Source organism: Campylobacter parajejuni (assembly GCF_046764905.1).
In the GTDB taxonomy this organism is placed as follows: domain Bacteria; phylum Campylobacterota; class Campylobacteria; order Campylobacterales; family Campylobacteraceae; genus Campylobacter_D.
Genome location: NZ_JBKORB010000008.1, coordinates 14,287 through 40,539, shown reverse-complemented (window position 1 = coordinate 40,539; position 26,253 = coordinate 14,287). Strand labels below are relative to the sequence as shown.

Annotated in this window: 31 protein-coding genes and 1 tRNA gene; 23 read left to right on the top strand and 9 right to left on the bottom strand. The window is 32.6% G+C overall.

Annotated elements, in window-relative coordinates; all coding sequences use genetic code 11:
* Positions 1-20: 20 nt before the first annotated feature.
* From ACLL8X_RS07755 to ACLL8X_RS07730, 6 genes are all read left to right on the top strand, one after another.
* Positions 21-1,697, top strand: coding sequence for an HsdM family class I SAM-dependent methyltransferase (locus ACLL8X_RS07755; protein WP_411990352.1), 1,677 nt, complete (start codon positions 21-23; stop codon positions 1,695-1,697).
* Complete coding sequence (locus tag ACLL8X_RS07750) at positions 1,688-2,179, top strand: N-6 DNA methylase (RefSeq protein ID WP_411990403.1); 492 nt, start codon at positions 1,688-1,690, stop codon at positions 2,177-2,179. Before ACLL8X_RS07755 ends, ACLL8X_RS07750 begins: the two co-directional genes overlap by 10 nt.
* 5 nt (positions 2,180-2,184) lie before the next feature.
* The gene (locus ACLL8X_RS07745; protein ID WP_411990351.1) at positions 2,185-2,997 is read left to right on the top strand and encodes a restriction endonuclease subunit S domain-containing protein; all 813 of its coding nucleotides are present in this window, start codon (positions 2,185-2,187) and stop codon (positions 2,995-2,997) included.
* Entirely contained in the window at positions 2,939-3,487 is a 549-nt protein-coding gene (locus ACLL8X_RS07740; RefSeq protein ID WP_411990350.1) for a restriction endonuclease subunit S domain-containing protein, read from the top strand. The genes ACLL8X_RS07745 and ACLL8X_RS07740 overlap by 59 nt, the downstream gene beginning before the upstream one ends.
* Positions 3,412-3,657, top strand: coding sequence for a hypothetical protein (locus ACLL8X_RS07735; RefSeq protein WP_411990349.1), 246 nt, complete (start codon positions 3,412-3,414; stop codon positions 3,655-3,657). The genes ACLL8X_RS07740 and ACLL8X_RS07735 overlap by 76 nt, the downstream gene beginning before the upstream one ends.
* 102 nt (positions 3,658-3,759) lie before the next feature.
* Positions 3,760-4,164: a type II toxin-antitoxin system PemK/MazF family toxin gene (locus tag ACLL8X_RS07730; RefSeq protein WP_411990348.1), complete on the top strand. Its 405-nt coding sequence runs from the start codon at positions 3,760-3,762 to the stop codon at positions 4,162-4,164.
* Between the two features lie 130 nt (positions 4,165-4,294).
* Here ACLL8X_RS07730 and fliI read toward each other — a convergent pair whose 3' ends face one another.
* Together fliI and folE are read right to left on the bottom strand one after the other, a co-directional pair.
* Positions 4,295-5,665 carry a flagellar protein export ATPase FliI gene (gene fliI / locus ACLL8X_RS07725; protein WP_411990347.1) on the bottom strand — a complete coding sequence of 457 codons (1,371 nt, stop codon included), beginning with the start codon at positions 5,663-5,665 and terminating at the stop codon, positions 4,295-4,297.
* Positions 5,665-6,237 carry a GTP cyclohydrolase I FolE gene (gene folE, locus ACLL8X_RS07720; protein ID WP_411990402.1) on the bottom strand — a complete coding sequence of 191 codons (573 nt, stop codon included), beginning with the start codon at positions 6,235-6,237 and terminating at the stop codon, positions 5,665-5,667. Before folE ends, fliI begins: the two co-directional genes overlap by 1 nt.
* Positions 6,238-6,370: 133 nt before the next feature.
* Here folE and tig point away from each other — a divergent pair, with 133 nt between their 5' ends.
* The 10 genes from tig (at position 6,371) to ACLL8X_RS07670 (ending at position 15,131) form a co-directional block, all read left to right on the top strand.
* Positions 6,371-7,696 carry a trigger factor gene (gene tig / locus ACLL8X_RS07715; RefSeq protein ID WP_411990346.1) on the top strand — a complete coding sequence of 442 codons (1,326 nt, stop codon included), beginning with the start codon at positions 6,371-6,373 and terminating at the stop codon, positions 7,694-7,696.
* Positions 7,696-8,280, top strand: a complete 585-nt coding sequence (gene clpP / locus ACLL8X_RS07710) for an ATP-dependent Clp endopeptidase proteolytic subunit ClpP (RefSeq protein WP_411990345.1) — start codon at positions 7,696-7,698, stop codon at positions 8,278-8,280. The genes tig and clpP overlap by 1 nt, the downstream gene beginning before the upstream one ends.
* A 24-nt stretch (positions 8,281-8,304) precedes the next feature.
* A complete protein-coding gene (gene def, locus ACLL8X_RS07705; protein WP_411990344.1) occupies positions 8,305-8,832 on the top strand; it encodes a peptide deformylase in 528 nt (175 codons plus the stop codon).
* Positions 8,829-10,334 (top strand): YifB family Mg chelatase-like AAA ATPase, encoded by a 1,506-nt coding sequence (locus ACLL8X_RS07700; protein ID WP_411990343.1) that lies wholly within the window; start codon positions 8,829-8,831, stop codon positions 10,332-10,334. The genes def and ACLL8X_RS07700 overlap by 4 nt, the downstream gene beginning before the upstream one ends.
* A 2-nt stretch (positions 10,335-10,336) precedes the next feature.
* On the top strand, positions 10,337-11,035 hold the full coding sequence (locus ACLL8X_RS07695; RefSeq protein WP_411990342.1) for an NYN domain-containing protein: 699 nt from the start codon (positions 10,337-10,339) through the stop codon (positions 11,033-11,035).
* Positions 11,019-12,389: an NAD(P)H-hydrate dehydratase gene (locus ACLL8X_RS07690; RefSeq protein WP_411990341.1), complete on the top strand. Its 1,371-nt coding sequence runs from the start codon at positions 11,019-11,021 to the stop codon at positions 12,387-12,389. Before ACLL8X_RS07695 ends, ACLL8X_RS07690 begins: the two co-directional genes overlap by 17 nt.
* Entirely contained in the window at positions 12,380-12,946 is a 567-nt protein-coding gene (purN, locus tag ACLL8X_RS07685; protein WP_411990340.1) for a phosphoribosylglycinamide formyltransferase, read from the top strand. The genes ACLL8X_RS07690 and purN overlap by 10 nt, the downstream gene beginning before the upstream one ends.
* A gap of 69 nt (positions 12,947-13,015) precedes the next feature.
* On the top strand, positions 13,016-13,735 hold the full coding sequence (locus tag ACLL8X_RS07680; RefSeq protein WP_411990339.1) for a TerC family protein: 720 nt from the start codon (positions 13,016-13,018) through the stop codon (positions 13,733-13,735).
* Complete coding sequence (locus ACLL8X_RS07675; RefSeq protein ID WP_411990338.1) at positions 13,728-13,937, top strand: alkylphosphonate utilization protein; 210 nt, start codon at positions 13,728-13,730, stop codon at positions 13,935-13,937. The genes ACLL8X_RS07680 and ACLL8X_RS07675 overlap by 8 nt, the downstream gene beginning before the upstream one ends.
* 9 nt (positions 13,938-13,946) lie before the next feature.
* Positions 13,947-15,131, top strand: a complete 1,185-nt coding sequence (locus ACLL8X_RS07670; protein WP_411990337.1) for a metallophosphoesterase — start codon at positions 13,947-13,949, stop codon at positions 15,129-15,131.
* Positions 15,132-15,136: 5 nt separating this feature from the next.
* Here ACLL8X_RS07670 and ACLL8X_RS07665 read toward each other — a convergent pair whose 3' ends face one another.
* Entirely contained in the window at positions 15,137-16,495 is a 1,359-nt protein-coding gene (locus ACLL8X_RS07665) for a hemolysin family protein (protein ID WP_411990336.1), read from the bottom strand.
* Between the two features lie 76 nt (positions 16,496-16,571).
* Positions 16,572-17,759: a putative transporter gene (locus ACLL8X_RS07660; protein WP_411990335.1), complete on the bottom strand. Its 1,188-nt coding sequence runs from the start codon at positions 17,757-17,759 to the stop codon at positions 16,572-16,574.
* Between the two features lie 190 nt (positions 17,760-17,949).
* On the opposite strand from ACLL8X_RS07660, the gene ACLL8X_RS07655 reads away from it, so the two are divergent.
* On the top strand, positions 17,950-18,066 hold the full coding sequence (locus ACLL8X_RS07655) for a hypothetical protein (RefSeq protein WP_411990401.1): 117 nt from the start codon (positions 17,950-17,952) through the stop codon (positions 18,064-18,066).
* 248 nt (positions 18,067-18,314) lie between these two features.
* Positions 18,315-19,520 carry a saccharopine dehydrogenase family protein gene (locus ACLL8X_RS07650; protein ID WP_411990334.1) on the top strand — a complete coding sequence of 402 codons (1,206 nt, stop codon included), beginning with the start codon at positions 18,315-18,317 and terminating at the stop codon, positions 19,518-19,520.
* A gap of 12 nt (positions 19,521-19,532) precedes the next feature.
* Here the strand turns inward: ACLL8X_RS07650 and ACLL8X_RS07645 are convergent, their stop codons facing one another.
* The 3 genes from ACLL8X_RS07645 to sodB form a co-directional block, all read right to left on the bottom strand.
* The gene (locus ACLL8X_RS07645) at positions 19,533-20,048 is read right to left on the bottom strand and encodes a methyltransferase (protein WP_411990333.1); all 516 of its coding nucleotides are present in this window, start codon (positions 20,046-20,048) and stop codon (positions 19,533-19,535) included.
* Positions 20,020-20,256 (bottom strand): class I SAM-dependent methyltransferase, encoded by a 237-nt coding sequence (locus ACLL8X_RS07640; RefSeq protein WP_411990332.1) that lies wholly within the window; start codon positions 20,254-20,256, stop codon positions 20,020-20,022. Before ACLL8X_RS07640 ends, ACLL8X_RS07645 begins: the two co-directional genes overlap by 29 nt.
* A gap of 65 nt (positions 20,257-20,321) precedes the next feature.
* Positions 20,322-20,960 carry a superoxide dismutase [Fe] gene (gene sodB, locus ACLL8X_RS07635; protein ID WP_411990331.1) on the bottom strand — a complete coding sequence of 213 codons (639 nt, stop codon included), beginning with the start codon at positions 20,958-20,960 and terminating at the stop codon, positions 20,322-20,324.
* A 263-nt stretch (positions 20,961-21,223) separates the two neighbouring features.
* Between sodB and ACLL8X_RS07630 the strand changes: the two genes are divergently transcribed.
* A complete protein-coding gene (locus ACLL8X_RS07630; RefSeq protein ID WP_411990330.1) occupies positions 21,224-21,406 on the top strand; it encodes a hypothetical protein in 183 nt (60 codons plus the stop codon).
* Between the two features lie 363 nt (positions 21,407-21,769).
* Complete coding sequence (locus tag ACLL8X_RS07625; RefSeq protein ID WP_411990329.1) at positions 21,770-23,086, top strand: Cj0814 family flagellar-dependent secreted protein; 1,317 nt, start codon at positions 21,770-21,772, stop codon at positions 23,084-23,086.
* Between the two features lie 87 nt (positions 23,087-23,173).
* Here ACLL8X_RS07625 and ACLL8X_RS07620 read toward each other — a convergent pair.
* Positions 23,174-23,248 (bottom strand) — tRNA-Glu (locus ACLL8X_RS07620).
* A gap of 149 nt (positions 23,249-23,397) precedes the next feature.
* Here ACLL8X_RS07620 and ACLL8X_RS07615 point away from each other — a divergent pair.
* Positions 23,398-23,961 (top strand): manganese efflux pump MntP, encoded by a 564-nt coding sequence (locus tag ACLL8X_RS07615; RefSeq protein ID WP_411990328.1) that lies wholly within the window; start codon positions 23,398-23,400, stop codon positions 23,959-23,961.
* On the opposite strand, the gene miaA is transcribed toward ACLL8X_RS07615, so the two are convergent.
* Entirely contained in the window at positions 23,936-24,814 is an 879-nt protein-coding gene (gene miaA / locus ACLL8X_RS07610) for a tRNA (adenosine(37)-N6)-dimethylallyltransferase MiaA (protein ID WP_411990327.1), read from the bottom strand. The genes ACLL8X_RS07615 and miaA overlap by 26 nt on opposite strands.
* 71 nt (positions 24,815-24,885) lie before the next feature.
* On the opposite strand from miaA, the gene mqnP reads away from it, so the two are divergent.
* Positions 24,886-25,770 carry a menaquinone biosynthesis prenyltransferase MqnP gene (mqnP, locus tag ACLL8X_RS07605; RefSeq protein ID WP_411990326.1) on the top strand — a complete coding sequence of 295 codons (885 nt, stop codon included), beginning with the start codon at positions 24,886-24,888 and terminating at the stop codon, positions 25,768-25,770.
* A complete protein-coding gene (locus ACLL8X_RS07600) occupies positions 25,761-26,252 on the top strand; it encodes a hypothetical protein (protein WP_411990325.1) in 492 nt (163 codons plus the stop codon). Before mqnP ends, ACLL8X_RS07600 begins: the two co-directional genes overlap by 10 nt.
* Position 26,253: the final 1 nt, after the last annotated feature.

The following is a 26,253-nucleotide window of genomic DNA, read 5'->3' as shown; positions in this document are numbered from 1 at the left end:
AAAATTTATCAAGGAAAAATATGAATTTTTTAGAGTGCAAACAAAAATTTGATAAAGAAAACAAAGGCAATACAAGTTATAGGTCTTTTTTAAGAGAACATTTAAGCTTAGGCAAAAGCGTTAATTTACAAAATAAAGCCAATACAAACGAAATAGAGCAGTTTTATAAGTGGCAGTTTCTTTATAGTTTGATACATTCAGGGCTTTATACAAAAGAATTCATAGGAACAGAAATCCATTTACCCAAAGGCAATAAATCAGGCACAAATTTAAAAATAGACGCTTGTATTTTTGATGATAAATCGTGGTTTGAAAAATATCAAAATTACCATAAAAATAATGACATAAACGACTTAGAGTGGATTAAGCAGCATATTATAGCTGTGATTGAATTTAAGAAAAATGATGGAAAAAATGTGCAAGAAATTTATGAAAAGCAAGTTAAGGCTTATTTAAAAGAGAGTGAAAGAAATTTTTGTCTTGGGATTTATTATGATAGTGAAAAATTATTTTTATTTAAAAAAGAAAATGGCAAATTTTTGCGTTATGCGGAAGAATTTAATTCACTTGGGAGTAATTCAAAAACAAAAGATTTGAATTTACACCTTACCGACCCTTATAGCTATATCCCTAATTTTGATGATTTGTTAAATCAAACCCAGCCTAAGCAAGTTCAAAGAAACAAAAGAAACTTAAAAGATTTAGATACCATATCAGGCATCCACTCCACCCAGATAAATAATGCTATGTATAAGATTTTAGAAACTATGGATAAAGTAGGCTTAACCAATCAAAAAGGCTATTCCATTCTAATACAAATTCTAGCGATTAAAATCTTTGATGAAAAAAGAGTTCAAAAAAACCCTAACGCTTATTTACAATGCTACATTACCCAAGAAGAAGAAAATTATAAAAGAATTTCAGATAAAAGTTTTATGGATTTTGTCGGGCGTATTGAAAAAATTATTAATGATGCAAGTGGGAATTACCGCCGTATTTTGAAAGCAAAAGAGCTAGATTTCAAAGATGAAAACCATATAAAAGTCTTAATCAGCGTCATAAAAGAACTGCAAGATTGTTCCTTTGTGGAATCTTATAAAAGCGATTTATATCAGCTTATTTTTAGTAATTTTGCCTCGCATTTTGCAAAAGGACAAAATGGACAATTTTTAACCCCTATCCCTATCATTGATTTTTTAGTGCAAATACTTAATCCAAGAAGTGATGAAAGCATTATAGACCCCACTTCGGGTATTGCTGATTTTTTATCCGTTTCTTATGTAAATTCTCAAAGTAAATTAGATGATAATAATATCTTTGGAATGGATATTGACCCCCAAATGGTAAGCCTTGCTACTCTTAATATGCTTTTAAATGGAGATGGAAATGCAAAGATAGAGCAAAGAGGGGATTTAGGTTCTATTCTTTATAAATTTGACAAAGAAAATGATATTATAGAGCTTGACCCCAATACAAACTACAATGGAGAATGGGACAATAGGGCTGACAATAAAGAGCTTAAAAAATTTGATGTGGTTTTAACCAATCCTCCTTTTGGAAAGGGCAGGGCTTTTTATCCACGCAATGAGAGAGAAAGAGAGCTTATAGAGTGTTATGAAACTTGGAATTTATATACCAAAGCAAACACGCTAGGGGGGGGGATTAAAAAATCCAAAACAAGCAATGAATTAATTTAGGCGTTTTATTTTTAGAAAATGCTTATAGAATTTTAAAGGAAAATGGAAGAGTAGGCATAGTCTTATCTAGTTCCATAGCGGGTATTGATACGCATATCAAAGCAAGAGAGTGGCTGATGCAAAAAATGCGAATTGTTGCTTTATTTGATTTGCCTTCCAATACCTTTGCAGAAACAGGTGTGAATGTAACCATACTAGTCGCTTATAAGCCCAAAAAAGAAGAGCTTATAAGGCTTAGGCAAAATAATTATCAAATTTTTGTAAAAAGTATAGAAAATTTAGGCTATAAAGTAGTTACAAAAGACAGAAATAAATCCTTTCAACCCGTTTATAAGATAAATCCCCAAACCTTTGAGGCACAAATAGATGAAAATGGCAAGGCTAGGATTGATGAGGATTTTACTCAAACTATTGCTGACTTTAAAGAGTGGTGTAAATTTCAAGAGCAAGATTTACAAGATATTTTTATCAGACAAAAGTAAGCAAAATGAAACACTACATAGACATACCACAAACTATAACTTATGGGGATATATTGGATAAAGATTATAGCTTTTCTAGCAATGCTTACAAGCAGTTGATTATAAAAAACAAAAACACAAAAACTCTTAGAGAATGTTTAGATAGAGATTTAACAAGGCTTGATTTGGGCTATGAAGTAGGTTCATTAGCCTATGTAAAATTTTCTAAATATCTTTTTATAAAAAGTAAAGCCTTGCAAGAACATTCATTTTTGCCCAATTTTGAAAAAAGTGCGGTTGAGTGTATTACATCGCAATCTTTTGTGAATATGAATTTGGTAGAAAATGACATCATTATTTCAAAAGATAGCAATATAGGTGAAGTCATTGTGCTTGATAAAAATTACCCAAATGCAATGCTCTCAAGTGCATTGTATAAACTACCTATCACAAAACATAAATATTATATTCTAGCAATGATAAAGCACGATATTTTTAGACAACAATTAGATTTTATGGTTCCAAAGGGAGCTACAATAAGGCACACTAAAACATTATTTTTAAATTGCAAAATTCCCTTTCCAAATCACAATGTAGAATTGAGTATAAAATTTATACAAACCCTTACAAAATCCATCATTAAAAAAGAAGCTTTAATCAAAACAAGACACGAAGAAATTTTAAACCTTATAGAAAGTGAGCTTTTAACTCATCAATTACCCCATAGCTTTAGCTACACTTACCCCACTTTTAAAGAGTTACAAAGTTCAGGACGATTTGATGCGGGTATTTATTCTAAGGAATTTAAAAAAATGGAACTTTATTGTAAAAAATTATAGATATGGAAGTAAAAATTTAATTGATAGGGGCTTTACTTATGCTCGTGGAACTTCATTAGAAAAAAACTTTATAGGCACTCGAGTGGATAGTGATACTTTTAGACAAGGGTATTATGAACTTTTAATTCCTGCAAATATTACAGAATTTGGCACTATCTCAAAAATCACTTTCATTGGCACTAAAACGAAGTTAAAAACAATCCAAAAAGGAGATATAATTTTTGGCGGTGAAGCGACTTTTAAAAGCTGTGTGGTTATAGATGATACACATAATATAGCAACTAATTATCACGGGATTAGAGTTGTAAATACAAATAATGATTTTATTGAAAGTATTTTTGTGCGTTGTTTTTTGGAATTTTGGAGAGTTAAAAAAATGTTAAAATTTATTAGCGTTGGTGGGCAAGGTGGGCATTGTGCACCGAGCTATTCCCACAAAATATCCAAGAAAAAATCGCAACACTTTATCATAATCCTAATTCACATATAAATTATGAGAGTTTAAATTTAGACAATTTTACTCAAAGCGATGATGATTTTTGTAAAAATGCGGGTATTTATGATTTGGATAAAAGCATCAAGCACTTAAAAAAGATACTCAATTCGAGTATAGATAAAATCATTAATGATGAAAAAGTCAATATCACATTTAAAGCGTAAAAGCTTTTATTTTCAAGTTTTTAAAATAGCTTAAAAGTCTCTTTTTAATCTTTTTTAAAGTAAAATTTGTTGCGAATATAAAATTAAGGGTAAGCGATAATAATGCAAGATGAAAATTTAAAATTTGATGAATGGAATAAGCTTAAAAAAGAAACAGAAAAAACTAAAAAGAAAAAATATATAGAAACTAAAAAAATCTATTGGATAAAAATTGGCAAAAATATAGGAAGTGAAGTTTTTGGCAAAGGCAAAGACTTTGCAAGACCTGTTTTAGTGATTAATGTATTTTACAATGGTTCGTTCTTAGGGGTTCCTTTAAGTTCAAAAAGCAAAAATAAAAGCGGAAAAATGTATCATAAGTTTAAAGATGATAAAGGAAATTTACAAGTTGCACTTTTAGGACAAATTAGAGTATTTGATAGCAAAAGAAAATTAGAATTAATTAGCAGTATAAAAGAAATTGATTTTACAACAATTAAGGATAAAATAAAAAGCATTATAGAATAAATACCCCCGCTCTAAGTCGGGGAGGTTATTCACTAAAGAATAATCCATTCTTCGGCTAAACTTTCGTTTAGGAAGTCAAACGGAACTATTATATAACAAATACCCATAAAAGTCAATTTTTATGTAAAATTCATTGCAAATTAGGATTAGGCAAGGTTGCGTTCATACTTGTTGTGTTTTGAGGCAAGTTGTTTGCTGTGTCGATTTGGCGTAAAAGTTCTAGGGTTTGATTAAATTCAAAGCTTTCTTCGGGATTTTGCCCTAGGAAGTTTTGCATAAATTCTTTTTTGGCTATGGCTTCATCAAGTTCTTTATCGCTTCCTTTTTGATAAGCACCTATGCGAAGTAAAACTTCATTTTCTTTTAAAAGTGAGTTTAAGCGTTTAAATTTCCTAGCCCAAAGTTTATGCTCATTACTTATAATATCACTCATTACCCTTGAAGCTGAATTTTGTATATTGATAGGGGGATAAATTCCAAAGTCTGTAAGCTCCCTGCTTAAAACTATGTGTCCATCGAGTATAGAGCGACTTTGGTCGGCTATGGGGTCGCTCATATCATCTCCATCGACTAGCACGGTGAAAAAGGCTGTGATAGTGCCTTTGCCTTCTTCTTTGCCCGTTCTTTCCATAAGTTGAGGCAAAAGGCTTAAAACGCTAGGTGGATAACCCTTAGTTGTAGGAGGTTCGCCAAGAGCCAAGCCTATTTCTCTTTGTGCCATAGCAAAACGCGTTACACTATCCATAATAAAAAGCACATCTTTGCCTTGTTCTTTGAAGTATTCTGCTACGCTCATCGCACAAAAAGCCCCGTATTTACGCATCAGAGCACTATCATCGCTGGTTGCTACGATAAGCACGGTATCATCAAGCTTTCCACCTAAATTTTTTTGTATGAATTCAGGGATTTCACGCCCTCTTTCTCCTATGAGTGCAACGACTTTGATGGGAGCTTTGGAATTTTTAACTATCATACCCATAAGTGTGGATTTTCCTACCCCACTACCTGCGAAAATGCCTAGTTTTTGACCCACGCCGCAAGTTAAAAGCGCATCGATGGTTTTGACCCCTACGGGAAAAACTTCTTCTATAAGTCCCCTTTTCATTGCATCAATAGGCGGACGCATAATAGGCATATACCTAGTCGCTTCTATAAGCCCTTTGCCATCTTTAGGTCTCATAAAGGGATCCACCACCCGTCCTAAAAGCGCATCGCTAACGCCTATTTGCATACCTGCATCGCTTATAAATGCTTTATCGCCTATTTTAAAACCTTCTATGAAAGAAAAAGGACTTAAATAGCTAAAGCATTCCTTAATTTCTACAACCATAGCTAAAGTGCTTAAATTTTCATTTTCATTAGAAACGAGTTTAACTATATCGCCCACCCCTGTTTTAAGTCCGCGAATTTCTATGCTTGTAGCTGAAATTTTTGTAATCTCTCCAAAAATAGCACTCAAATTTTCTTTGCCAAGTTTGGAGCGAAGTTTTTCAAGATTCATTAAAAACGCACCTGTTTAGGCGAGTTAATAAGAGAAAAAAATTCTTCCCTAGTTTTTTGATTTTTAAGAAAAATTCCCCGCAAAGCTGAGGTGGAGGTTGTGGAATTAGCCTTTTGCACCCCACGCATTTCAACACACATATGCCTTGCTTCTATCACTACTCCTACGCCCTTTGCTCCCACATTTTCCATTAAAGCCTCTGCAATTTGCTCGGTAAGTTGCTCTTGGATTTGTAATCTTCTAGCAAACACTTCTACAAGGCGTGGAATTTTGCTTAAGCCTACTACTTTTTTATCAGGGATATAAGCGACATGCACGCGTCCAAAAAAGGGCAAAAGATGATGCTCGCAAAGACTATAAAATTCTATATCTCTTACTAAAACCATTTCGTTATTTGAGCTTTCAAAAAGGGCATTATTTAAAATCTCTTTGACATCTTGGTAGTAGCCACTACTTAGAAATTCATAGGCTTTAAAAACACGCTTTGGAGTTTTTAAAAGCCCTTCCCGTTGTGGATTTTCTCCTATAATTTTAAGCATAGTTGTGATGCAATTTTCAAATTCTTCTTGCAAGTTTTTCTTCAAATTTATTCCTAATTTTTAAGTTAATATTGCAATTTTAACATAAATTGCTTTAAAATTTTATGCAAGTAATAAGGAAAAATTTGATATGATTAAAACTAATTTTATTTTACAAGGAAAATATATGGAAGTAAAAGCAAAGCAATTAGACTCTGTTAATGCGACTGCTAGTGTAAAAATTCCTTCAGGAATGATTAAAAATGAAGTAGAAAATTTAGCAAAAAAAGCTTCTAAAAGTGTAAAAATGGATGGTTTTAGACCCGGAAAAGTCCCTGTTGCTGCCGTGCTTAAAAGATATGAAAAAGAATTAAGCCAAGATGCAGAACAAAATCTTTTTAAATCTGCTGTAAATAGTGCTTTACAAGAGCTTAAAAAAGAAAAAAATGAGCTTGTGGGTGAGCCTTATTTTGAAAAATTTGAGCGTAAGGATGGAGAGCTTATCGCTGAGTTGGCACTTTCTTTTAAACCTGAGATTAAGCTTGAGGGCTATGAAAAGCTTATCCCTGAGTATCAAACTCCAAAAATAAGTAAAAAAGAAATCGATGAGAAAAAACAAGAGCTTTTAAAGCGTTTTGCTACTCCTGAAGCCATTAAAACAAAAAGAGCTTTAAAAGAAGGCGATTTTGCGAAATTTGATTTTGAAGGTTTTGTGGATGATAAAGCTTTTGAAGGGGGTAAGGCTGAGAATTACAGCTTAGAAATTGGCTCTAAACAATTTATTCCGGGCTTTGAAGAAGGTATGGTAGGAATGAAAATAGGCGAAGAAAAAGACATTAAAGTAAGCTTTCCTAAAGAATACGCAGCCACGCATTTAGCGGGTAAAGATGCGGTATTTAAGGTAAAATTGCACGAAATTAGCGAGCTTAAAATTCCAGAACTTGATGATGAAATGCTTAAAAAACTTTTACCGGGCGAAGAAAAAGCGAGTGTGGAGCTTTTAGATGAAAAATTAAAAGAGCAAATCAAAAATGAAAAACTTTTCAAACTTATAAATGATGAGTTAAAAGCTAAATTTGCGGATGCTTTGATTGAGAAATATAATTTTGACTTGCCTAAAGGCATAGTAGAGCAAGAAACGGATATGCAAATGCGTGCTGCTTTTAATACTTTTAGCGAAAAAGAAATTCAAGAGCTTAAAGCAAGTAAAGAAAAATACCAAGAAAAACGCGAGAGTTTTAAAGAAGAGGCAAGAAAGAGTGTGAAGCTTACTTTTATCATCGATGAACTTGCTAAAATGCGTAAAATCGAAGTAAATGACCAAGAACTTATCCAAGCTGTGTATTTTGAAGCGTATCGTTATGGTATGAATCCAAAGGAACATTTGCAAAATTATAAAAACCAAGGAGCCTTACCTGCTGTAAAAATGGCTTTGATTGAAGAAAAGCTTTTTAGTGATATTTTTATGCCAAAAACAGAAAAAACGAGCAAAAAAGAGAAAGAAGATAAATAATGTTTATTCCTTATGTTATTGAAAAGTCTAGTCGGGGTGAGCGAAGTTATGATATTTATTCGCGTCTTTTAAAAGATAGGATTGTTATGTTAAGTGGCGAAATTCACGATGAACTTGCCGCTTCTATTGTAGCGCAGCTTTTATTTTTGGAGGCTGAAGAGCCTACAAAGGATATTTATCTTTATATCAACTCACCCGGCGGTGTGATTACTAGTGGTTTTAGCATTTATGATACGATGAATTATATCAAGCCTGATGTTTGCACGATTTGTATAGGACAAGCTGCTTCTATGGGGGCGTTTTTACTCAGTTGTGGGACGCCAACAAAGCGTTTTGCCCTGCCTAATTCACGCATTATGATTCATCAGCCTTTAGGGGGTGCTAGGGGACAGGCAACAGATATTGAAATTCAAGCTAAAGAAATTTTAAGACTTAAAACCATACTTAATGATATTTTGGCAAAAAATACTAAGCAAAAAGTTGCAAAAATAGCCAAAGATACAGAAAGGGATTTTTTTATGTCAGCCCAAGAAGCTAAAGAATATGGGCTGATTGATAAGGTTTTGGATAAAAGTTTTAAATGATTTGAGCTTGTTTGAAGGTTTTTAATGCTTAGAAAAATTATCACTTATCCCAATCCTAGACTTTTTTTAACTTCCCAGCCTGTGAAAGAATTTGATGAAGAGCTTTTTAAGCTCCTTGATGATATGTATGAGACTATGATAGCAAGTAATGGGGTGGGTTTAGCTGCTATTCAAATCGATATTGCTTTGCGTGTTTTTCTTGTGAATATTTTAGATGAAAATAATGAGCAAAAAAAAGAAGATTTGCTAGAAGTGATTAATCCCCAAATCATTCCTTTAGATGAAGAAATGATAACTTGCACCGAGGGGTGTTTGAGTGTGCCGGATTTTTTTGAAGAAGTAAAACGGCATAACCGTATTTTGCTTAAGTATCAAGACCGCTTTGGGGAATTTAAAGAACTAGAAGCACAGGGCTTTTTAGCTGTGGCTATTCAGCACGAAAATGACCATCTTAATGGGCGTTTATTTATAGAAAAACTTTCTTTTACCAAGCGTCAAAAATTCGACAAAGAATTTAAGAAAAAAAAGAAAAATCACAAAAAAGAGCCATGAAAAAGCTAAAGTGCATAAGCTTTTATGAGAGTTTGGACCTTATAGAGGTGGAATCGACTTTCACAAGGGGTTTGCCAAATTTAAGCATAGTAGGGCTTGCAAGTGTGGCGATTAAAGAGAGTGTTGAGCGAATTAAGGCTACGCTTTTAAGTTGCGATTTTGCCTTTCCTGCTAAAAGAATTACTATCAATCTAAGCCCTTCAGGTATCCCAAAAAAAGGCTCACATTTTGATTTAGCCATAGCCTTACTCATACTTTTGCAAAATGAAGAATTAGATGATTTTTTTGTAGTGGGTGAGTTAGGGCTTGATGGGAGCATTAAAAGCACAAACGAGCTTTTTTCTTTGCTTTTATTCCTTTCTGCTAAGATTAAGAAAGCTAAAATCGTTGTTCCAAAAAGCATAGCACAAAAAGCTTCTATGATACCCAATCTTGAAGTTTATGGGCTTGAGAATTTAAACGAAGCTTTGGAATTTTTTAAGGAAAAAAATTATATTAAATTCCAATTTTCACACAATCATCCCTTATTTGCCAATCCTTTAAAAATAGAAGATGAAATTTTTTTGCAAAATACAGAATTTAAGCTTGATTTTAAAGATGTCAAAGGACAGGAAAAAGCCAAAAGAGCCTGTATGATAGCCGCACTAGGAATGCACAATATCTTGCTTGAAGGCAGTCCCGGAAGTGGCAAAAGTATGTGTGCTAAACGCCTTGTTTATGTAATGCCGCCTCAAAGTTTGAATGAAGTTTTAATGCAAAATGCTTATATGTCTTTAAATTCAAAAGATTGTGAATTTACTAAAATTCGTGCTTTTCGCCATCCCCATCATACTTCTACAAGGGCAAGTATTTTTGGTGGGGGTGCGAAAAATGCTAGGATTGGAGAAGTTGCACTTGCTAATGGAGGGGTGCTGTTTTTTGATGAGTTTCCGCATTTTAATAAACAAATTATAGAGAGTTTAAGAGAGCCTTTGGAAGATTATCAAATTCATATTTCAAGGGTGAATTCTAAAATCACTTATGAAACAAAATTTATTTTTATAGCCGCACAAAACCCTTGCCCTTGCGGGAAGTTATTTTCCAAAAATCTTTCTTGTGTTTGTGGTGAAAATGAAATTAAAAAATACAAAAGCCGTATTTCAGCTCCTATTTTAGAACGCATAGATTTATATGTGCCTATGGATGAGCTGAGTAAGGATGATAAGCCAAGCATTAGTTCTCAAAACATGAGTGAGAGAATTTTACAAGCCTTTATTTTTGCTAGAAAAAGGGGACAAAAAGAATTTAATGGAAAATTAAAAGATGAGGATTTAAGCCGTTTTTGTGTTTTAGAAAAAGAAGCTAAAGATACGCTGGATTTAGCCATTTCTCGTTATAATCTTTCCTTGCGTTCTCTTAATAAAATTTTAAAAGTTTCAAGAAGTATAGCGGATTTAGAACAAAGTTTAAACATTAATAAAACACATATTTTAGAAGCTTTAAGCTTTAGAGCAAGGATTTAAGTATGGAAAATAAAAGCATAGCTATTTTTATAGATGCAGAAAATATCCCAGCAAAATACGCTAAAAGTATTTTTGATATTGCTTTGGATTATGGAGAAATCATTATTAAACGCATTTATGGGGATTGGACTCAAAAGAATATTCAAGGCTGGAAAGAGCAAATTGCTGAGTATTCTTTAATCGCTATGCAGCAATTTAATTTTGCGGCGAATAAAAACTCTAGCGATATGTATCTAATCACAGAGATTATGAGTGTATTTTATGAAAAAAATATTGATATTTTTGTCATTGTCTCAAGCGATAGTGATTATACTTCACTCATACAAAAATTAAGAGAAAATAAAAAGCAAGTGATAGGAATGGGACTTGAAAAGTCGATAAAATCTTATGTTAATGCCTTTAGTGAATTTTTTTATTTGGACCAAGATGAGAATAAAAAAGAAGATATTCTAAGCAAGGATTATTTAAGGGCATTAATTAATATCACAGAGCAGCTCATCGATGAAAAAGGGCGTGCTGAATATGCTCAAATTCGCATGAATATGACACGCAAATATGCAGATTTTCATCCGCAAAATTATGGTTTTAAAAATTTTCGTGCCTTGATTCAAAAATTTTTACCTAAAATGAAAAAATTTGAAGAAGAAAGAGAAAAAAATATTTATTTTTTGGTGAAAAAAGACTATGAAAGCTATTACTAGTGATATAAAAATTTTAGAACAAAATGCTATTGATAAGGGTCTTGATGAGCTTATTTTGATGGAAAATGCTGGACTTCATTTGGCTAAACTCATCCAAAAAGAAGCAAAAAAAATCCGCAAGAAATTTAAAATAAAAAAAGTAAAAATACTTTTCTTACTCGGCGGTGGCAACAACGGCGCAGATGCTCTTGTGGCTTTAAGGAATTTAAAAGGTGCAAAGGCTTATAAAATAGGCTTTAAGGAAAATGAGCTTTTTAAAAAGCAAGAGCAAATTTTGCAAAATTATGCTTTTAAATTTTGCAAAAAAGAGCCCAAATTTGAAGCTTTTCACATTATCGTAGATGCTATTTTAGGAACAGGGATAAACCGCGTTTTAGATGAAAAAACAAGTTTAATGATACAAAAAATTAATCAAAGCAAGGCTTTAAAAATTGCCTGTGATATGCCTACGAATTTGGGCTTTGAGCCTTGTTTTAAGGCGGATATTACGCTTTGTATGGGAGCTTTAAAGGAAATTTTGCTTGAGGATTTTGCTAAAGATTTTGTGGGAAAGATTAAGATAGCTCCTTTGGGTATTTGCTTTAAAAAATTCCATTTTAATCCCCAAGCTTTTTTGCTTGAAGAAAAAGATTTAAGGCTTATAAAGAGAAAAATAAGTGCTAATAAGGGTGATTTTGGGCATGTTTATATAGTATCTAATGCAAGTGCGGGAACTTTAGCAGGACTTGGAGCTTTAAATTTTGGAGCAGGGCTTGTGTCTTTGGTGGCAAAAAAAAGTTTCTCGCCCCTTTTAATGCTAAAAGAAAAAATTGAAAATAATGCAAGTGCCATTGCTTTGGGTATGGGACTTGAAAATTTAGCTTTTTTAAAAGATGAAATTTTACAAAATATTCCTTTGGTTTTGGATGCAAATTGCTTTTTAAGTCCAGCCTTGCTTTGGTTTTTAAATAGAAAAGATGTGGTAATAACGCCTCATCCTAAGGAATTTGCCAGACTTTATAAAATGTGTTTTGATGAGGATTTAAGTGTGGAGCAAGTGCAGAAAAATCGTTTTTTTTATGCTAAAAAATTCTCACAAAATTATGATTGTGTTCTTGTTTTAAAAGGGGCTAATCCCATTATCATACAAAAAGAAAAATTATTTGCCCTAAATTTGGGAAATCAAGCCTTAGCCAAAGGGGGAAGCGGGGATGTTTTAAGCGGTATGATAGTAGCACTTTTAGGCTCAGGTTTTAGCGCCTTAGAAGCAGCAAAAAACGCTACTTTAGCTCACGCTCTCGTTGCAAAAAAATATAAATTAAATAAAAATAGCTTTGATGCTTTAAAACTTATAAAAGGATTAAAATGCTTGTAAAACTCGCCGTGCTTTTTAGTGGAAATGGAAGTAATTTGGAAAATATCTTAGAAAAACTTCATCAAAAAAGTATAGGGGCAAATAGCTATGAAGTGGTGCTTTGCCTTTGCAATAAAAAAGATGCTTTGGGTATAAAAAGAGCTAAAAAATACGGACTTAAGAGCGTGATTGTGGAGCATAAAAACTTTGCTACTAGGGAGGACTTTGATAGGGTTTTGGTAGAAGAAATTCAAAAAAGTGGGGCGGATTTGACTATTTTGGCAGGTTTTATGAGAATTTTAAGTCCTGTTTTTACAAAAAATATTAAGGCTATCAATCTTCATCCTTCTTTGCTTCCTTTATTTAAAGGAGCTAAGGCTATAAAAGAAAGCTATGAAAGCGATATGCAAGTAGCTGGGGTGAGTGTGCATTGGGTGAGTGAAGAATTAGATGGGGGTAAAATCATTGCCCAAAAAGCTTTTGAGAAAAAAAAGTTAAGTTTTGAAGAATTTGAAGAAAAAATTCATAGCTTAGAGCATGAAATTTTGCCCCTAAGTGTGATTGAAATTTTTTCTTAAAGCTTTAAGGTATTTGCTTTAAAACTATAAAATATCGCTTTGAAAAAGTTAAAATTTTCAAGGAGAGTTATGTTTGAATGGATATTTAGCCCTGATGCGTGGATAACCCTGCTGACCCTAAGTGCGCTTGAAATTGTGCTTGGAATTGATAATATCATTTTAATAGCCATTTTAGTTAGCAAACTCCCGCCCCAACACAGAGATAAGGGCAGAATTCTAGGGCTAGGCTTTGCAATGCTTACAAGAATTTTGCTTCTTTTATCTCTTTTTTGGGTAATGAAACTTACAGAACCTTTATTTAGTGTTTTTGGCAATGAAATTTCAGGCAGGGATTTGGTGCTTTTATTGGGTGGGCTTTTCTTGATTGTAAAGTCTATTAAGGAAATTAAAGAGCAAATTTCACAGGAGCAAGAAAGCGAGAGTCATTTTAAAGCGAGTAATAAACTTTGGATAGTTGTGGCTGAAATCGCTGTGATTGATATTGTTTTCTCGCTAGATAGCGTTATTACAGCAGTAGGCATTGCCCAAGATGTGAGTATAATGATAATTGCTGTAATGATTGCTGTGGGTGTAATGCTTTTTGCTTCCAAGCCCATAGCGGATTTTGTAGAAAAATATCCTAGCATTAAAATCTTAGCCTTAGCCTTTTTGGTTTTAATAGGCGTGGTTTTGGTGGCTGAAAGTTTTGATATTCATATCGATAAAGCCTATATTTATACGGCTATGGCTTTTGCTTTAGGGGTGCAAATTTTAAATATTTTAAATGAAAGAAAGGAAAAAAATGACTAAAGACGCCAATGGAGTAGAACTTAAAGCAGGCGATAGCGTAAGTGTGGTTAAGGATTTAAAAGTCAAGGGTTCAAACACGACTTTAAAACGAGGAACCCCTATAAAAAACATTAAACTCACTTCCAAAGAAGGCGAAATTGAAGCTAAGGTAGATAAGCTGGGTGTTATTGTTTTAAAGAGTGAATTTTTAAAGAAAATTTAGGCAAAGAATGTGCGAATCTTACTGATTTTAAGAGGGAATTATCACGCAGGGCAAGAAGAATTTATAAAAGAACATAAACTTCAAAACTACACTCTTGATTTAAATGCTTTGCGTCTTTTATCAGGAAGTGTTAGAGGTATAGTTAGTGAATATAAAATTTTAAATCTTAAAAATGATGAAGATTTGAGTAAAATCTTACTTAAGCTTTTGCAAATGCGTATGCAAAAGGGCGAATTTTGTGTTATCAATGCTTATAATGAAACGCTTAAAATTTATAAAGACTTAGCCAAACAATACCGCTATAAAATGTATGTTATCCCTTTTAATAGCTCTTTAAAAGAGTGTCAAGAAAAAAATCTTTTAGAAGCTAAGAAAAAGGGTTATATCATCCCCTATGTCCTTTTGGAAAAAACACAGAATTTGCTTCAAAAAAATCCAAAAAAATACTCTATTTTGGAACCAAAAGACTGGAAACAATGTCTTTATCAAATTCCAAATTTAAGTCAATATAAAAAAATCCATCATATAGGGGACTTACAAGGTTGTTATAGTGTGCTAAGAGCCTATATTAAAACTATTAAAGAAGATGAATTTTATATATTTTTAGGCGATTATATCGATAGGGGTATAGAAAATGGCAAAGTGATTAAATTTCTTTTAAAAATTTGCGAAAAAGAAAATGTATGCCTACTGGAAGGAAACCACGAAAGACATTTTATAAAATGGGCAAATGGAGAGTTGGCTAGTTCTAAAGAATTCAATGAAAATACCTTAAAGGATTTTAGAAAAGAAAAGCTTACTCCAAGAGATGCTAGAAAGCTTTATCCCTATTTTAAAGAATGTTTATACTATAAATTTCAAAATAAATTCGTATTTTGTTCTCATGGCGGGGTGAATTTCATACCCTCTAAGAGCGAGAAAATTAGCTTCATTCCAAGTTATGATTTTATCTATGGGGTAGGCGGTTATGAAGATAGTCAAAAAGTTGCGAATCAATTTTGTGATTCTACTCCAAATAATCTTTATCAAATTTTTGGACATAGAAATAAAGAAAAACTTCCTATGCAAATAGCAAAAAGAGTGTTTTTGTGTGAGGGTAAGGTCGATGCGGGTGGGCATTTACGCATCGTTACACTAGATAAAAAGGGCTTTGAATGTATAGAGCTTAAAAATCAAATTTATAAAAAGAAATAAGTTTATTATTCTTCATCCTTGTTGGTTTTTTTAACGACCTTCACTCTTTCTATGGAATTTCCATCCATTTTTTTAACTTCATAATAACAAAGCTCATCTTCAATCCTATCTCCTACCACAGGCAAACGCCCTAAAAGATTAAATACATAGCCCCCTATGGTAACTTGCTCTAAATTCTCATCATAGCTTATTAACAAAAGCTCCTCAACCTTCTCAATATCACAACGCCCTTGAAATTCATAGATATTATCAGCTAGTTTTTTGTAACTATCTTCTTCATGCTCGCCCTTAATCTCGCCTATAATTTCTTCCATAATATCTTCCATGGTTAAAATTCCAGCCGTTCCTCCGTATTCATCCACGACTAAGGCTGTGTGCGAACGCTCTTTATTCATCCTAACAAGCACTTTTGAAATGCTGATATTTTCAGGAACTAAGATTAAAGGCTTGACAAAGGCATCTAAATTTTGACTTTTGCCATTTAATTCATTTTGCACTATATCGCGTATGTGAATCATCCCCAAAATCGTATCTTTAGAACCATCGATATAAGGAAAACGCGTATGTTTATGCTCACAAATCATTTGCATATTTTCTTTATAGCTTTTTTGTTTGTTAAGACAAATCATATCCTTTCTAGGTGTCATCACTTCTTTAGCGACCGTATCGCTAAAATCAACAGCATTGCGAATAATTTCGGTTTCAAATTCATCTAAAACCCCACCCTTTTGGCTCTCACTAGCGATGATTTTAATCTCTTCTTCACTATGGGTTAGCTCACTTTCTTTAGCAGGTTTTATACCAAAAAGCTTTAAGGTAAGGGCAGCCAGAAAATCAAAAATTTTAATACAAGGTAAAAAGAGTATCCAAAACCAGTGCAAGGGTCTAGCCACCCAAAGCACTGCCTTGTCTGCAAGTGCAATAGCTATGCTTTTTGGCACAAGCTCTCCTAAAACCACATGCAAAAGAGTGATAAGACTAAAAGCAATGACAAAGGCTAGGGTATGGATAAGCACGGGATTAAAGCCTAAATTTAAAAGAGGAGTAGTAAGCATTTTCGCAATGGCTGGCTCACCTATCCAACCTAAAGCCAAAGAACTTAGAGTAATGCCAAGCTGACAAGCACTAAGATAAGTATCCAGCCTTGAAGTAACTTCCAAAGCCTTCTTAGCACCCGCTTTTTTTTCTTTTACCAGCTCTTCAAGCTTAGAGCGGCGAACCTTAACAATGCTAAATTCAGATAAAACAAAAAAGCCATTTAAAAACACTAAAGCTAGTGCAACAAAAACCATAAGTAGAGAATAACCTGCATCAAAAGATACTGCGGAAGTTTGGTTTAAATCCAAAACCTGACTGGGGTCCAATGAAACTCCTTAAAAATAAAATATTAGCCTTATTATACACAATTAAAAGTAAAATTCTAGCTTAAAAATTTCTAGGCTAAGACTTATAAGCTATATTTTTTTCAAATTCTTTTAAACGCTTATATATGCTTCTAAGTTGAGTGATGGTTGTCCAATTTGTGATAAAAACGCTAAAAGAACTTCTTACTTGGTCAAAAGCGTTATTAATTTGCATAACAATACCTAATCCTATGGCTCCTGCAAAAAGTCCCGGAGCCATAATCAAAAAAGGAACGATGACTATCATTTGTTCAAATAAAATGAGCCAAATATTAAAATAGCCATAGTGCAAAAATAGGCGTTTGTAATTAAATTTAAGCCCCGTAAAAAGTTCTAACATAGTTTCGTTTTTAGCATAATTTTTGCGGTTATCTTCAGCATAGACTAGTTCTTTTCTAAAAGCAGCTTCGGCTTTTTGGTTATTGTATTCAAGTCCGGGGAGTTTAATGCCTACAAACCACGATATTATCAAGCCCCCTAAAGAAATTAAAAGCGCTACATAAACAAGCAAACCATCGATATTTTTTAAAAAATAAAAAGAAGAATTTTCAGTTAAATTCGCAAATAAAGCCTTGCTTACAAGCTCACTTAAGGTCCATAAAATCGGTATGAATGCCACTAGAGTCATCAAAGCTTTTATAAAACTAAGTCCTAAACTTTCTACAATTTTGGAAAAATTATAAGCATCTTCTTGAATTCTTTGCGAACTTCCTTCTATATTATCATCTTTATTTTTCCAAAATTTCAAGTAAGCAAAGGTCATAGCTTCACGCCATTTAAAGGCGTAAATACTGGCAAAATAGATATTTATAGTGGCAATGATAACATAGGGGATGGCAAGGGCTAAAAAAACTAAAATGAGAGAGTAAAAATCACTTGAGTTATAGCTCGGCTTTTCAATCATAGCTCTAGAATGAAAAAAATACTCTAATAAATTTTGATAATAATATAAAGCGCCCTTATTGAGAAAATTAGCCTTATCAAAATTCTGCTTGGCTTTTTGATTGGCTTCTTGGATTAAACTTGTATTGTTTTTTAAGCTTATTTCTGGTTTTTGTGTGGAATTTTCAAGTTGTGGTTTTTGTAAAACATTGTAAAAATCACTATACCATGAATTTATAGCCACATTAAGACTGGTTTGCACATATAAAAAAAATAAAAGCAAAAAAAGCCCCAAATACGCCCATAAAGCCCATTTTTTACTTGCAAAAAATGAAGAAAACATAAATAACCTACCTTTTCTAAAAGGCAAATTCTATTAAAATTTATTTAATCAAGGGTTTATTAAAAGCATAGACTAATTTAATATCAATAAGATTGCCTATTTTATCATCTTAAGAGTGTATAAAAATAAATCATTACATCGTATTTACTTTTTAATATTAATATCTCTTATCAAAAATATTTGAAAAAGGATTTTTATGAAAAAAATAGTTTTATTCTTGCTATGTGTTGGATTTGCTTTTGCTTGCCCTGAACACTCTCATACAAATTTTAAAGATTTTAATAAAACAGAACATAGTTCTCATTAAAAAGATAAAATAAATTTTCTTATTTTGCCAAATGCTAGGTCAAGAGTCTATTTAAAAGACGCTATGATGTTGATTTTGCATTAATTAAGTAAGGAAGAACTTTGAAGCTTTTTGTGGAACTCAATTTAAAATATAAAAATGTGAAATTTTTGCCCTTAAATTAAATTGTAGTTTATAAAGAAAAAATAAATTTTGATATTATCAATTTTTAGCTAAAATTGCGAAAAAATTTTTTAAGGACAAATTTCATGAAAAATCTTTTAATCATAGGTGCAGGCGGGGTTTCTCAGGTGGCTACTATCAAGGCTGCGATGAATAGTGATACTTTTAGCAAAATCACTTTAGCCAGTAGAACCAAAAGCAAATGCGATAAAATCGCTACTCTCATTAAAGAACGCTTGGGCGTGGAAATTCACACAGCACAAATTGATGCTGATGATAGCGAGGCTGTTGTGAAACTCATCAAAGAAAGCGGGGCTGAAATTTTGCTTAATCTTGCCTTGCCTTATCAGGATTTAAGCTTGATGGATGCTTGTATTAAGGCTAAAATTCACTATATCGATACGGCAAATTATGAGCATCCTGATTTGGCTAAATTTGAGTATAAGGAGCAGTGGGCAAGAGATGAGAATTTTAAAAAGGCAGGGATTTTAGGGCTTTTAGGTAGCGGCTTTGACCCGGGGGTTACTAATGTTTTTTGTGCTTATGCACAGCAAAATTTATTTGATGAAATCCACTATATTGATATATTAGATTGCAATGCAGGAGACCACGGATACGCTTTTGCGACCAATTTTAACCCTGAGATAAATTTACGCGAGGTTTCAGCTAAGGGGCGTTACTTCGAAAAGGGCAAATGGATACAGACGCAGCCTATGGAGATAAAAATGGAGTGGGATTATCCTGAAGTGGGGGTGAAGGATAGCTATTTGCTTTATCACGAAGAACTTGAAAGTTTGGTAAAAAATATCCCTAGCTTGAAGCGAATTCGCTTTTTTATGACCTTTTCTCAAAGCTATCTTACCCATATGAAATGCCTTGAAAATGTAGGAATGCTAGGTATTAAACCCGTGCTGCATAAGGGTGTATCCATAGTGCCTATGGAATTTCTTAAGACCTTGTTGCCAGACCCTGCGAGTTTAGGCGAACGCACTAAGGGTTATACTAATATAGGTTGTGTGATTCGTGGGCTTAAAGATGGCAAAGATAAACAAGTTTATATTTATAATGTTTGCAATCACGAAGAATGCTATAAAGAAACCCTTTCACAAGCTGTAAGCTATACTACAGGAGTGCCTGCTATGATAGGGGCTAAATTAATTGCTAAAGGAATTTGGCAAGGAAAGGGTGTGTTTAATATGGAAGAATTTGACGCTAAACCTTTTATGGAAGAGTTAAATTCTCAAGGACTTCCTTGGAAGATTATGGAAATGACACCAAATTTAGGGGAGTAAGTGCCTAAGCACTTACTTTTGTCCTATGTAGATAAAATGCTCCACGCTGCCTTCAAAATTATACAGATTCATCAGCTCATAATCTCCCCAAAATAAAGGCTTAAAAGGTTTGAAATCTTCTTTTAATTCTTCTATATTCTTAGTAAAGCGTATGTATGAAGAACCACTTAGCCTACCGCTTGGACATCCTCTTACCTCACGCAGTCCATTTTCCATAAGCTTACCCCTTTCATACGCACTATAACCCTTATCGCTCATCATAGTCGCAAAGATAATAGCACCCTCATTGCAAAGCTCGTAAAATTCTTGTATGGCTTCTTTAAAGGCTTGTTTTGTAAGATAATACAAGCTTTGATTTGCAAGGATAAAATCCATTTTTGTATTAAAAAGTTCTTTAAAGCTAGAATTAGGAGTGATGATGTGAAAATTTTTAGAATTAAGCAGTGTGTCTTTTTGCCAAATTTGCCTTAGGCTAGGAACTATATCAATACCAAAAGGCTCAATGCCCCCCCCCCCCGTAAGTGCCATTTTCAGTAGAACCGCTACTCGTTATAGCTTTAAAATACCTAGAATGCACCCCATTGCCACAACCAAAATCAAGTAAATTTCCACTTGTTTTCTTAAGCTTAAATTTTAAGATTCGCTCATAAAATCTTATGATATGTCCGTCAGGATAGTGCAGTCCGTAGCCTTCTTTTTCGTATTTTTGAGTGTAAGCAGATAAAGAATTATCCATTTTTGCTCCTTTGTGTAAATTTAGGCTCTTGCCTACGCCATTCTAACACAAAAGAGCTTATAAAGTTATTTTACAGGATGAAGCTCATTGGCATAGAAGCTAACTGAGTTTATACCTTCTTTTAAAGCCCACTCATAAGCTTTTGCGACAAAGTCCCAGTTAATGTGAGCATAAAATTTCTCTAAATAAGCAGGGCGGGCATTACGGTGATCTACATAATAAGCGTGCTCCCACACATCCACAACTAGCAAGGGAATCTTATCTTCGGTAATTGGCGTAGCCGCACCTGTGGTGCCTACGAATTCTAGTTTTTGATTTTGAGTATTATACACAAGCCAAAACCAGCCCGAGCCAAAAACCCCTGTGGCACCTTTGATAAATTCAGCCTTAAAATTATCCAAACTTCCAAAAGCACTCTCTAAAGCACTTTTAAGCTCACCTCCTAACTCACAGCCTTTAGGACTAAGGCAATCAAAATAAAAATCGTGATTATAAACTTGAGCGGCGTTATTAAACATTCCCCCGCTTGAAGCTTTGATAATGCTTACAAGGTCTTTGTTGGCAAATTCAGTATCTTTGATAAGATTGTTTAAATTTGTAACATAGGTGTTGTGGTGTTTTCCGTGATGATATTCAAAGGTCTCAGCACTTAAAAAATCGCCAAAAGCTTGGGTATCGTAAGGTAATTTTCTTAACTCAAACATTGTTTTCTCCTTTTGAAATTTAATATCTCAAATCTTAGCATAAATAAGATTAAAAAGAGTAAAAATATCTCAAAAGCTTCTATTCAAAACCATCTTCTTGCTTGATTGAACTCGTAAAGTTGCTTTAAAATATATTTAAGATTAATTTAAGTTTTTCATAAAAAAATCATATTTTTCGAAATATTTTTACAAAAAATATCTATTTGTTGATTTTTAATAATTACAATTGATTTGCAACCGAAATTATTCATAAGGAGGAAAATATGAAAAAAGTTGTATTAATCTCAGCATTACTAGGTGCTTTCGTGGCTAATGTTTTCGCTGCTAATATGTCAAGCGATGCAAACCAAACACATCCAAAAGCTCACCACTCAAAAACTAAAGCTGATAAAAAACATGAGAGCAAAACTCATAAAAAAGCAAAAGAGCAAACATCAGCTCAATAATGCCTAGCCTTGATATAAGTCTTTTGATAGACTTATATCAAAAGCCATCTGTATTCTACAAAATAAATTATTAATATTTATTAAATTTTTTATATAAAAATTATCACTTGTAATGTAATTGCAAAATTAAAACACGGTGAAAAATAGATATTTCATATGAGTTTTATAGAATCCTTTAATACTAAAAAGACTTTCAAAAAGCAGATATTAAACTCTATTTTTTCCTTCTTCATTCCATTCCAAAATGGAACAGATTTTGCTTATTAATTTATTGTCAGGGATAATGTTTGTTTTCGTCATTGCGAGACTTGACCTTCCGTCATTGTGAGTGAAACGAAGCAATCTAAGATTAAAGGAAAAAATATGAGTATCTTTAGTATCAATGATAATTCAAACTATACTTCCATACTTTCACAAAGTAAAGCTAATAAAGAAAGTAAAGAAAATTCTAAAATAAGTTTTGCTAATGCTTTTTTAAAACAAAATGCTAGTAAATTAAATGAAATTCAAAATGCAAATTCACAAACTCTAGCAAGAAGTGAAGTATTAAATTCTACTAATATATCAAATACTAGTAATACTAATCTTAGTATTAATAATACTACTAAAACAACTTCCCCTAATTATAATATATCCAGTGAATTTAAAAACTCTATTTATACTTTAAAATACAAACAAGCTGATATAAGTAATACTTCTACTAATACAGCCTATGGTTATAGTGTAGATAAAGATGGCTATATGGGAAGTGATTTTAACAAAGCTGCAGGATTGCCTGAAGATTTTAAGATACATAAATCTACTTTAGATGAGATAGAGAGAAAGGCTGAAAATAACTCTTATACTTCAGATATAAAAAAATATTTAGGTGTAGATAAATATTATACAAACATAGATATGGCTGAAACCATAAAACAATACTATAATCAATTCAATCAAATCATCAATCATACTTTTAATGATACTAATAAAACAAGTTTCACTGAAGCGGATATAAATTCTATGCCTAAGGGAATAAGTGAGTTATCATCCGATAAAACTATAGGTATTATGCCAAAAAATTATGATAAGTTAGCAATAACAAACTATTATAATACACAAGAGCAGTATAATGAAGCAGAACAATTAGGAATGTTTGGGCATATTAATATAGGCTTACAACCATTAAATTTCACTCCGCAAAGTATGCAAACTCAAAATTTAGATAAAGACACTGCAATAGATACTTTTAATCCTGATATGTCAGTTTATCCACAAAATGAAGATGGAAGCTACTCTAAAGAAGCTTTGTTTATGAGTTTTTTAAAATCAACGGGTGTATCGCCAAGAGAAGGTAGTGCAACATTAAATCCTACAGCTAAGTCTTATGCTGAAGCTATGACCAAAGAAAGTTTTGATGGCTCTTTAGCTTCTTTAGATGACATTATGACAGGCAAAGTTGATTTTGCAAGTTTGTTAAAAGGCTATGCACAAGAGGGTTGGCTTGATGCAGATATATATGCAATGGAAAAAGGAGTTAAATGGCAAAATACAAGTATAGGTTATGGTGGAGCTTGGTTTGATAGAGAATTTAACAATGCTAAAGCTAATGGCTGGAAAGCAAGTAGTGAAAGTATAAATTCTTATGCTGATTCTATAATGGATAGACTTAATAATCTTATAGGACAAACTAGGGTTTAAGTTAGAAATTGTTTTAGCTTGGTTAATAATAGTTCTAATTTTACTTGCTAAGCTGGGAGCAATTTATGCCAATTTGTTTTAGAAGAGTGGTGACCCATACGAGACTCGAACTCGTGTTACCGCCGTGAAAGGGCGATGTCCTAACCGCTAGACGAATGGGCCACTTCTAAGGAGTAAAAAATAAAAATGAAATTGAATTATATATCTTTCTTTCTTAAAACTTAATTAAATATATCAAAATTATGTGATTTTTATATTTACTTGGCTATAATTTCATCTTCGATTTTTTTGTAAAATTTAGGAGTTTATTTATGGATTTTTATAGTCTTATTTTTTTATCCTGTGCTTTGGGAATGGACGCTTTTGCTGTGTCTTTATGTAAAGGTTTTAGCGTTAAAAAACTACATTTAAAACATTATTTTATTGTTGGAATTTATTTTGGTGGATTTCAAGCTTTGATGCCAACTATTGGTTATTTTATAGGTATAGCTTTTGCATCTTTTATAGCAAGTATCGATCATTGGATAGCCTTTGCTTTGCTTTCTTTAATAGGATTAAAAATGATTAAAGAATCCTTTGGAGATGAAAATTGCGACACTAACGCCAATCAATTTGGCTTTAAAACTATGTCAGCCCTAGCCCTAGCCACTAGCATAGACGCCCTAGCTGTGGGGATAAGCTTTGCTTTTTTAAAGGTCAATTTATTCTTAGCGGTATTTTTAATAGGTCTTATCACTTTTATCTTATGTATGCTTGCCCTAAAAATAGGCAATCAATTTGGAATTCATCTTAAAAATAAAGCCGAGCTTTTAGGGGGAGTGGTTTTAATCATCTTAGGGGTAAAAATTCTCATAGAGCATTTGTTTTTTGGCTAAATTTCGTTTTTAAAATTTCTACTGCTTTATCAAATTCCAATGCTTTGCTTTGAAATTTTTTATTGAAAGTTCTTTGTCTTTTGGCAAGTTGCGTAGTATGTATTGTGATTAAATTTTCAAGCTCATCAAAAGAAATTTTACCTTCTAAATATTCTTTACATTCTTTTAAACCTATGGAATTTAAGGCTTTCAGTTTATTATCAAAGCGTGAAAAAAGCTCTTTAGCTTCTTCTAAAAGTCCCTTATCAAGCATTTCTTTTGTTCTAGCTTGAATGCGTTTTTTTAAAAGTTCTTTATCCCATACAAGCTCATAAATTTCCACATTCTTAAGCACCCCGCTTTTTTGGGTTCTTTTTAAAAATTCGCTAGGAATTTCTCCTGTTTGCTCATAAATACTCAACCATTTTTTTAGCCTATAAGTATCATTTTTTTCGATTTTTTGATGAGGGTCAAGCTCCTTTAAAAGCTTATAAATTGCATCATTACTCAAAGAACTTTTTGTTTGCAAGACCTTAGAGCTTAAACCCTCTATCATAGTTTTTAAGTAAAACCCACTTCCACCCACTATAATTAAAGGCAAATTTTTATTTTTTGCAAATTCTTTTGCTTTTTGATATTCTTTTATAAACAACCCGACATTAAAATGCTCTTTTACGCTTAATAAATTCACACCAAAATAATCTAAACTCCCAAGCTCTTCTTTGGAAGGCTTGGCACTGGCTATATTAATTTCTTTATAAACACAAAGACTATCAAGGCTTAAAATAACAGCTTCAAATTCTCTTGCTAAAATACCTGCTATGTGTGTTTTTCCACTCGCTGTTGTTCCTATAAGTGCTATTTCAAAAAACATTTTGGCTATTTATCCTAAAATTTATGAAAATTTTAGTAAAATCATAGCAAAAAATATTTTAAAGTAGAAAAATGAACACAGTTTGGGTAAAATTTAAAGAACTTTTAGAACTTGTAGTATTTAAGCATTCTATTTTTGCTTTACCTTTTTTATTTTCCTCTATGATAGTTGCTTCAAAGCTTGTTAATGATAGTGCTTGGTTTGGTTTTAAGGCTTTAATTTTAGGACTTATTTGTGCTGTGAGTGCTAGAAATTTCGCTATGGCTACAAATCGCTTGATGGATGAAGATATAGATAAGGATAATCCTCGCTGTGCAAATCGCCCCAATGTCAGTGGGAAAATAGGACGCAAAAGCGTTTGGATTTTTATTATCATCAATGCTCTTATTTTTGTAGTAAGTTCTTATTTTATCAATGCCTTAGCCTTTTATTTGTCTTTTCCTGTGCTTTTTGTTTTGGCTATTTACTCTGCTTTTAAACGCTTTAGCTCTTTAGCGCATTTGGTTTTAGGATTTTGTTTAGGACTTGCACCTATTGCAGGGAGTGTTATTATTATGGGTGAAATTCATCTTTATAGTGTGCTTTTATGCTTAGGCGTAACTTTTTGGACAGCGGGATTTGATTTGCTTTATTCTTTACAAGATATGGATTATGATAAAAAAGTAGGGCTTCATTCCATTCCTGCTAAATTTGGCTCTAAGGCTACTTTATTTATCTCGGCTTTTTGTCATATTTTAGCGGTATTATTTTGGCTCATTTTTGTATGGGAAGTTTGGGGCGTGGCACTGGGAAAAATAGCACTCATAGGTGTCATTATAAGCGGTATTATTTTAGCCTTTGAGCATAAAATCGTTCGCAAAGATTTTACTCATATTGATAGGGCATTTTTTACTTTAAATGGTTATTTAAGTGTTTTATTTTTTATCTTTATTTGGATTGATTTGCTATGGAATTAACACTTTTTAAAGCAGGATTTGAAGCACATTTAGAGTGCTGTGAAATAGAAAATAATCCTTTTCTTGGGGAGTATCTAAGACTTGGAGCTATTTCTCAAATTTTAAAATGGAAAAAACTTGCCTTACACATAGACTTTGATGAAGGTGAAAAGATTATTTTCGATTTGCTTTTAAGCTTGAAAGAAGATATTTTAAGACTTGAGAATTCTTTGGATAAAAACAAAGAACTTTTACCCCTTAAACAAAAAACAGTGGTAGAGTCTTTAAATTTTGAACACTTAAAATTCTTGGATAAAATTTTAGAAAAAGATAAGGAATATTATTTGAGATTTGATTTAAACAATCAAAAAATAGCTATTTTCATTAAAGCCAAAAGTGAAACTTTAGCTGAGATTGTTAAAATTAAGCCCGAAGATAAAATGGCTTTTGATGCTTTTGTTGTCGAAATTCAAAGAGCTATGATAAGAAATAAGAAAGGTTAAA